We start from the raw sequence: 8045 nt of genomic DNA on the forward strand, positions 1-8045 counted from the left end.
GCCCTGGGCATGGAGCACCGCGTCGCCGTGGACCTCGGCACCGACCACATCGCCGTACGCCCGGACGACCTCGCAGGCCACTGAGGGCAGGGCCGGGAGCCGGGGCACTGTGGACGGGAACCCGGGGCCGGTCCCGGTCCCCGGCCCCGGTCCCGGTCCGCGGCCACCCCGGTTCACGCCCCGCCCCGCCGGCCCTCCGGACCCGAAGATCCCCGGTCCGGGTGTGGATGGGATACTGAACCGAACGTTCCGGGGCGAGAGGTGCCGTATGAGCAGCCGGGTGAGGGTGCTGAGGAAGCAGAACCGGCTCAGCCTGGAGGCGCTGGCGGCGCAGGTCGGGGTGACCAAGAGCTACCTCTCCAAGGTCGAGCGGGGGCTCAGCGACCCCTCGATCTCGACGGCCCTCAAGCTCGCCCACGCCCTGAACGTCGACGTCAGCCGGCTCTTCTCGGACGAGGTCGAACCCGAGCTGGTGACGGTGGTCCGGGCCGGCGAGCGAACGCCGATGGCCGCCGGGGCCGGCCCCGGCACCCCGCACTACGAGGGCATCGCGACCGGCCTCAGCGGCAAGCAGATGGTGCCGTTCATGATGTATCCGCCGACCGAGCTCGGCGACTCGCCGTTCAAGTCCCATGCGGGCGAGGAGTTCTTCTTCGTCCACTCCGGCTCGGTCGAGCTGGAGTTCCCGGAGCGGACGCTGGAGCTCGCCCCGGGGGACAGCGTCTACTTCAACTCGGCGCTTCCGCACCGCTGCCGGAGCACCGGGGCGGAGCCGGCCGCGATCCTGGTGGTGATCCACGACGACCCGGCCGGCCCGGCCGACCGGGTCCCCACGCTTCCCTGACGAATCGTCGGATTCGGTGGGTCAGACCTGACTTCCGGACAGGTCGAGGGCCGCGAGCAGTTCCGTCAGCTCCCGCGTCCGCTCCTCGTCCAGCGGCAGCAGTGGCCGGCGCGGCTCGCCGACGTCCAGCCCGCGCAGTGCCAGCCCGGCCTTGACCGTGCTGGGCAGGCCCCCGCGCAGGATGAACTGCAGGACCGGAAGCTGTCGTTGGAAGACCTCGCGCGCGGTGTCGAACCGGCCCTCGCGCACCGCCCGGTAGAGCTCCAGGACCGGCCCGGGGATCAGGCAGGGAGCCGCCGTGCACCAGCCGGCGGCGCCGGCCGCGAAGGCCGCCAGCGCCAGCGGGTTGCTGCCGTTGTAGAACGGCAGCTCGCCGCCGGTGAGTTGGGCGAGCCGGTGCATCCGCTGCACGTCGCCGCTGCTCTCCTTCACCATGGTGATGTTCTCGACCTGCTCGGCCAGCGTGACCATCAGCTCGGGCGAGAGGTCGATGCCGCTGGTGGCCGGGTTGTTGTAGACCATGACCGGGATCGAGACGGCGTCGGCGACCTGGGTGAAGTGCCGGGTGACCTCCCGCTCGTCCAGTTTCCAGTAGGACAGCGGCAGCACCATGACGGCGTCGGCCCCCGCCTGTTCGGCGAACCGGGCGCGGCGGACGGCGTTGCGGGTGGTGAGGTCGGCGACGCCGACCACGGTCGGCACCCGGCCCGCCACCGCTCCGAGCGCGGTCTCGGCGGCGGTGTGCCACTCCTGGTCGTCGAGGTAGGCGCTCTCGCCGGTGGAGCCGAGCGGCGCGACGGCGTGGCAGCCGGCGGTGACCAGGCGGTCGACGAGGGCCGCGAGCCGGTCGGTGTCCACGCCGCCGTCCGCGGGGGAGAACGGGGTCACCGGGTAGGCGATGATCCCCTCAAGGGTGTGACCGTCCATCTCAGGCACCGCTTTCCGGGGTGGGGGCGTCGAGGGTGTCGAGGGCGTCGCCGTGGCCGGCGCGCAGGGCACGGCGGGCGTAGTAGGCGAAGGAGGCCTGGCCGCGCTTGGGGGTGGAGATCCAGTCGTGGGCCTCGCGGGCGAGCAGGTCCGGGATCTCCTGGATCCGGCCGGCGGCCGAGGCCAGCAGCTGGAGTTCGGCGGCCCGCTCGAACAGCACGGCGAGGACGCAGGCCTCCTCGACGGTGCCGGTGGCCACCAGCTGCCCGTGGTGGGCGAGGAGGATGGCCCGCTTGTCGCCGAGCGCGGTGGAGATGATCTCGCCCTCCTCGTTGCCGACCGGGATGCCGGGCCACTTCTCCAGGAAAGCGCAGTCGTCGTACAGCGGGCAGAGGTCCATGTGCGAGACGACGAGCGGCGTCTCCAGCATCGACAGTGCGGATATGTGCTTCGGGTGGGTGTGGATGATGCAGTTGACGTCCGGGCGGGCGCGGTAGACCCAACTGTGGAAGCGGTTGGCCGGGTTGGCCATGCCGTCGCCCTCCAGCACGTTGAGGTCCTCGTCCACCAGCAGCAGGTTGGACTCGGTGATCTCGTCGAAGCCCAGCCCGAGCCGCTGGGTGTAGTAGGTGCCGGGCCGCTCGGCCCGGGCGGTGATCTGACCGGCCAGGCCCGAGTCGTGGCCGGCGTCGAACAGGATCCGGCAGGTGAGTGCCAGCTTCTGGCGGGTGGTCCAGCCGTTGTCGGGGATGGCGGTGAGCATCCTGCGGTGGGCCAGCTCCACCAGCTCCGCCTTGGCGGTGGCGAGTGTCTCGGCCATGGCCGTGGTCCTCCTTCGGTCGGGAACGCGGGGCGCGGTGACGCCGCGGGGCGTGCGGCGTCACCGGTGTCACCGCCGCGGAACGAGGCGAGGACACGCCATTCACCATAGGACACCATGTGTCCTGGCGTCGACACCCGAGCCGAGGACCGCGTGACGCAGGCCCTCCGAGGACGTGCGGGGACGTGCGGGCCGGGCCCGCTGCTGACCGGGGGCGGCCCGGCCGCCGTCCGCGCGGATCGGTTGCCGACCGGGGACGGGCCGACTCTGGGCGGCGCCGTCCTGGCCTCCGGACGACGGTCGATGGCCCGACCGTCGCGGGGTCCGTCAGCTCTCGCCGCTGGTGCGCCGGATCAGCCCGCTCTGCTCGGCCGTGTCCCGGACGGCGTCCCCTGGCGTGCCGTCATCGCGGGAGCCCCTGCGGTCCCCCCGGGCTGCGCCGGTGCAGAGGGCGAAGACGAGCAGGGCGCTGGCCGCGACGGCGAGGATGCCGAGGGCGGTCAGGACGCGGAGCCAGGTCACGGAAGGTGCCTCCTGGGGTGGCGCGGCAGGGCGTCGCGGCGCAACGGCGCCGAGGGGACGGCGCGAAGGGGTGACGCCGACGGGACGGCGCGAAAGGGGTGACGCCGGGGATATCGGCAGTCCGGTCCGTAAGGTCGAGTGTCCACGGGCGGTTTCGGCGGCCACCCGCCGTGCAGGCGGGCGCGCACGCGGGCGCGGGAGGCACCGCCGGCGCGCGTCACCCCTTGCCGCGCGCCCCAGCCCCGGCGGAGCCGGGCGCCACCGCCCCGGCCTCGCCGCTCGCCGCCTCACCGCTCGCCGCCCCGGCGCCCACCGTCCCGGCGCCCGAGGGGGCCGCCCAGGAGTCCGTCGGGGCTGCTCAGGAGTCCGAGGGGGCCGCCCCGGGGCCCGGGACCATCGCCCGAAGCGCCGCGAGGTCCGGCTTCCCGGTCTCGCCCAGCGGAAGGCCCGGCAGCAGCAGGATCGTCGACGGAGCGCAGAGCGGCCCGCTTCGCTCCCGCACCCACCCGTGCAGTTGCTGCGCCGTCACCCCGGCCCCGGGCACGGCGGTGACCGCGGCGTGCACGCGCTCCAGCCGGTCCGGTCCGGTCGTCGCGAACATCACCGCCTCCCGCACCGCGGGGTGCGCCAGCAGCGGACCCTCGACATCGCGGGGGAAGACGTTGTGCGCCTCGACGATCGCCATGGTGCCCTGCCGCCCCGCCACCGTCAGGTACCCGGACCGGTCCAGACTGCCGAGGTCCCCGGTGTGCAGCCAGCCGTCCCGCAGCACCTGCGCCGTCAGCTCGGGGTTGCGCCAGTAGCCCGCCATCGCCGTCGGCGTCCGCACGCAGATCTCCCCGGTCCGGCCCGTCGGCAGCGGTTCGCCGTCCTCGTCCAGGATCCGGACCTCCGTGTCCGGGAACGGCCGCCCGGCCGTGGTCAGCAGCCGCGGGTCGAGGTGCTCGTCCGGAGTCAGCCGGCTCACCGGTCCGCACTCGGTCAGGCTGTACGTCTGGTGCAGCACCCGCCCCAGCCGGCGCGTCGCCTCCGCCAGCCGCTCCGGCGCCGCCGGGCACCCCGTGTACGTGACACGGCGGAGGCTGCCGGTGTCGGTCCGGGCCAGGGCGGGGTGGTCCAGCACGCGGTACAGCAGGTGCGGCGGCAGGTACACGCGCGACACCCGGTAGCGCTCGATCGCCGCCAGCACGGCCCCCGCCGCGAACCCGTCCTGGAGCACCACCGTGCCGCCCGCCGCCAGCGCCAGGTCGGCCGTGGTGCCGCCGCCGTGACAGAGCGCCGTGCAGAGCAGGAAGACGGACGCCGCCACCAGCTCCGGCCGGGCCGGGCGCGCGAAACGGCGCAGCACCCCCTTCGGGCGGCCGGTCGAGCCACCGGTGAAGCGCACCGCCATCACGTCGTCCGGCCGGTAGCGGGGCGCCAGCGGCGCCGGGGAGAGCTCCCCGGCCTCGGCGAGCAGGTCCGCGCCCAGGGGAGTCGGGCCGAGCCCCAGCGGCAGTACCGCCGGCAGCGCCGAGACGATCCGCTGCGCGGCGTCCCCGTACCGCTGCGGGTCGAACACGAACGCCGCCGTCAGCGCGTCCTCGGCCATCGCGATCTGGTCCGCCACCGGGCGGGCGGGGTACAGCATCGCGACCCGGCAGCCGATCAGATTGGCCGCCAGCCGCACCAGCACCGTCTCCGGCCGGTTCCCCGCCAGCACCGTGACCCCGTCGCCGCGCCCGAGGCCGGTGGCGGCCAGGGCCCGGGCCAGCCGGTACACGCCCTCCAGGCACTCGCGCGCCGTCAGCGACTCCTCCCCGTACCGGATCGCGACCCGTTCCGGATTACGCGCCAGCCCGGCGAGCACCAGCCCGGTGTACGTCGCCGCCCCGGGTCCGGTCTCCAGGCCCGATCCCGTTGTCACCAGGGTTCCCGCCACGCCGCCCTGCCCTCCTCCACGCCGACCCGCCTGCTGACGGACCATCACATCGCGCCCCACCTTAGGCCGTGCACCGGGGCCGGTTCGCCGGCCGCCCGCGCCGAAGGGCCGCCCGCCCACCGGGTGCGCGGAGGTTGTTATCGTTCCGGGTCGGGCAGAAGCGGGGAAGAGTGAGCAGCATGAACAGGCCGACCACGTCGGGCGGGCGGACCACGGTACGGCAGGAGGCACGGGCGGCGATGGAACCGCGGGGCCTGGTCGACCTCCGGGGCGAGGCCGGCGCACCCTTCACCGTCCACTACCCGCCGGACGCCGTCGTGGTCGTCTCAGGCCTTCCCGGCAGTGGCAAGAGCACCCTGCTGCGCCGTTGGTCGGCCCAGGCCGGCGCCGCCGCCACCGTCGACCCGCGGGCCGTCCACGAGGCCTGCGAGGCGGTGATGCCGGCCGCCCTCCCGTACGCGGTGTACCGGCCGTGGGCGCGGCTGGAACACGTCCGCCTGCTGCGCGCCTCCGTCCGCCGGGGCGGGCCGCTGCTCGTGCACGACTGCGGCAGCCGGGCCTGGATGCGCCGCTGGCTCTCCCGCGCGGCCGCCCGCCAGGGCCGGGAACTCCACCTGGTGCTGCTGGACGTCGGCGCGGCGACCGCCCTGGCCGGCCAGCGCGAACGGGGCCGCTGGGCGCCGAGCCGCACGTTCGCCAAGCACCGCCGAGGACTCGACCGCCTCCTCGCGGAGCTCACCCGGCACGCCCGCGGCGCCGTCCCGAACCCGACACCGGAGGCCGCCTCGGTCCTCCTGCTCGACCGCACGTCCCGAGGCCGCGCCGCCGTCCGGTTCGGCCGGTAGCGGCCGTCGGCCCCGCTGCCCTTCAGCCCCGCTGTCCTTCGGCCGGGATGCCTTTCGGCCCGCTGTCCGTCGGCCGTCGATGCAGGCCCCGTCGGCCCGCTGGCTCAGCCCGCCGGCTCAGCCCGCCGGCTCAGGGGGCCGGCGGCCACGGACCGGCGAGCAGCTCCCGGGCCGCCTCGACGATCCGCGCCTCGACGATCCGCGCCGTGAGGACCGGCTCCGACGTGTGCCGGCTCTCCTCCCAGCGGTCGTGGGCATCGACCGCCTCGACCAGCCGTGACAGCGCCGCGGGCCGGCCGAGCCGGGCCCAGCCCTCGAACCAGACCACCTCGGCGGCGAGCTCCGGGCGCGCAGCGCCCTCGGCGATCAGCCGCAGCCACCAGCGGAGCAGCTCCCACCGGGCCGGCTCCTCCCCGGCGGGCAGGCCGCCCCGCAGCTCCAGCTCGTCCAGTACCCGCTCGAAGAGTTCCCCCGCCCGGTCCTCCTCGCCGGGAGCGAGCCGGGCGAGGGAGTCGACCGCGGTGGAGTCGACTCCCAGGGCCTGGGCGGTGAGCGCGGCCTGCGCCAGCTGTGCGGGCTCCACCCACCGGCCGATCCGCCGCTCCAGCGCCAGCATCCGCAGGTGCTCCAACGCCTCCGGGGCGGTGGTCGCGTAGGGGTCGTACCGGGTGGAGACGGATTCCAGCCCGAGCAGGTAGGACCAGAAGGGGGCGTCGAAGCGGTACGCGCCGCCGGACCCGGCGGTGCGGCGGACACCGAACTCGGCGGCGAGGTAGTCCGCCAGGTCGTCGCCGTAGACGATCACGTCCGTCTGGTGGACGGACAGGACGGGGAGCCCGAACCGGCCCGAACCGCCGGGCAGGTAGCGGTGACCGTAGATGGGCACGAGCCGCGGCAGGGCCGCCAGCCCCCGTTCCGCGACCGCCTCGGCCTCGGCCCGGTCCTCGGGGCGCGGGCCCCATGCCGGGTACCAGAACCGGTTGTGGCGGACGTCGAAGAGTACGCCCTCCGCCGGTCCGGCGAGCCACCCGCGCAGCTGGGCCTCGTCCCCGTCGCGCCAGTCCGGCCAGCCGGGCCCGAGCGGCAGGCCGGCACCGAGGAAGGTCCGGTGGTCGGCCGCCAGCCGGATCCCGAACCGGAGCTCGACGGCGTCCAGTTCACGGTCGCCGAGGCCCGGCGCGATCCGGAACGCCGCTTCGCCACCGGCGCCCCGCAGTCGCTGCGCGAGCTCCTGCTGAAGGCCGTGTGCGACGGCGGTGGTCAGTGGCCGGAGGTCGTGGAGCGCCATGCTGCGGAGGGTACCGGTCCGGTCCGCGCACGGGAGCAGGCGGGGACGCACTGAACCGTCCGTCAATATCCGTTCGCCCCGCCGGGCGCGGTCGCCTACGCTCGCCCCTGCGGCGACCGCGAGGCGGACGCGGCGAGGACACGAGGCGGTCGCGGTTCCGGGGCGAGACGGACGCGCTGGCGAGGGGGAGCGGATGGGCAGCGCGGCGGCGGTGCGGGCGGTGAACGCGCTGGGTGCACGATGGGCCGAGCAGGCGGCGACGGGGGAGCACGGGACGGTCCTGATGCCGGCCGGCGTCTGGCCGCTCCTCGGATTGCTCGCGCCCGGCGCGAGCCCGGCCGTCCGCGCCGAGCTGGAGGAGGCCCTCGGCATGCGGGCCGACGCGGCCGCCGAGCAGGCCCGTGCGTTGCTCGGCACGCTGCGCGGCCTTCCCGGCGTCTCCGCGGCGCTGGGTCTCTGGACGACCGAGCGCTTCCCGCCCCGGCCGGACTGGCTGGCCGGGCTGCCGGCGGACGTGCACGGCGGCCTGACCGGCGACGACGGACGGGACCGCAAGGTGCTCGACGCCTGGGCGGCCCGGGCCACCGGCGGACTGATCGACCGGATGCCCGTCGCCGTCACCGAGGACACCGTCCTGGTGCTGGCGAGCGCCCTCACCGTGCGGACCGACTGGATCCAGCCGTTCCGGAGGTACTGGCCCGAGCTGGTCTCCGGACCGTGGGCGGGGCGGCCGGTCCAGGCCCTGGACCGCTGGACGCACCTGCTCGACCGGGCGGGCGGGGCGGGCCCCCCCCCCCCCCCCCGGGACCCGGTGCGGGGGGGGGGGCCCCGCCCCCACCACGACAACACAGAGGAGCGGGAGGCGGAGGGCGGGCCCC

Annotated in this window: 8 protein-coding genes; 3 read left to right on the forward strand and 5 right to left on the reverse strand. The window is 75.5% G+C overall.

All coding sequences use genetic code 11. From position 1 onward, the window contains the following. The first annotated feature begins 268 nt into the window (after positions 1 to 268). Positions 269 to 844, forward strand: coding sequence for a helix-turn-helix domain-containing protein (locus ACFC1F_RS40810; protein WP_148647852.1), 576 nt, complete (start codon positions 269 to 271; stop codon positions 842 to 844). A 21-nt stretch (positions 845 to 865) separates the two neighbouring features. Here the strand turns inward: ACFC1F_RS40810 and ACFC1F_RS40815 are convergent, their stop codons facing one another. From ACFC1F_RS40815 to ACFC1F_RS40830, 4 genes are all read right to left on the reverse strand, one after another. Further along, the gene (locus tag ACFC1F_RS40815) at positions 866 to 1771 is read right to left on the reverse strand and encodes a dihydrodipicolinate synthase family protein (protein ID WP_376166561.1); all 906 of its coding nucleotides are present in this window, start codon (positions 1769 to 1771) and stop codon (positions 866 to 868) included. A gap of 1 nt (position 1772) precedes the next feature. After that, positions 1773 to 2591 carry an aldolase gene (locus ACFC1F_RS40820; protein WP_376166563.1) on the reverse strand — a complete coding sequence of 273 codons (819 nt, stop codon included), beginning with the start codon at positions 2589 to 2591 and terminating at the stop codon, positions 1773 to 1775. A gap of 327 nt (positions 2592 to 2918) precedes the next feature. After that, on the reverse strand, positions 2919 to 3113 hold the full coding sequence (locus ACFC1F_RS40825) for a hypothetical protein (RefSeq protein WP_376166565.1): 195 nt from the start codon (positions 3111 to 3113) through the stop codon (positions 2919 to 2921). 358 nt (positions 3114 to 3471) lie between these two features. After that, entirely contained in the window at positions 3472 to 5019 is a 1548-nt protein-coding gene (locus ACFC1F_RS40830; protein ID WP_376166567.1) for an AMP-binding protein, read from the reverse strand. A gap of 194 nt (positions 5020 to 5213) precedes the next feature. Between ACFC1F_RS40830 and ACFC1F_RS40835 the strand changes: the two genes are divergently transcribed. Continuing rightward, positions 5214 to 5879, forward strand: coding sequence for an AAA family ATPase (locus ACFC1F_RS40835; RefSeq protein ID WP_376166569.1), 666 nt, complete (start codon positions 5214 to 5216; stop codon positions 5877 to 5879). Between the two features lie 130 nt (positions 5880 to 6009). Here ACFC1F_RS40835 and ACFC1F_RS40840 read toward each other — a convergent pair whose 3' ends face one another. Next, positions 6010 to 7167, reverse strand: a complete 1158-nt coding sequence (locus ACFC1F_RS40840; RefSeq protein ID WP_376166571.1) for a hypothetical protein — start codon at positions 7165 to 7167, stop codon at positions 6010 to 6012. Positions 7168 to 7360: 193 nt separating this feature from the next. Between ACFC1F_RS40840 and ACFC1F_RS40845 the strand changes: the two genes are divergently transcribed. Further along, the coding region (locus ACFC1F_RS40845) for a serpin family protein (RefSeq protein ID WP_376166573.1) at positions 7361 to 8045 on the forward strand (685 nt) is incomplete at its 3' end.

It is taken from the genome of Kitasatospora sp. NPDC056181, assembly GCF_042266225.1.
Lineage (GTDB): Bacteria > Actinomycetota > Actinomycetes > Streptomycetales > Streptomycetaceae > Kitasatospora.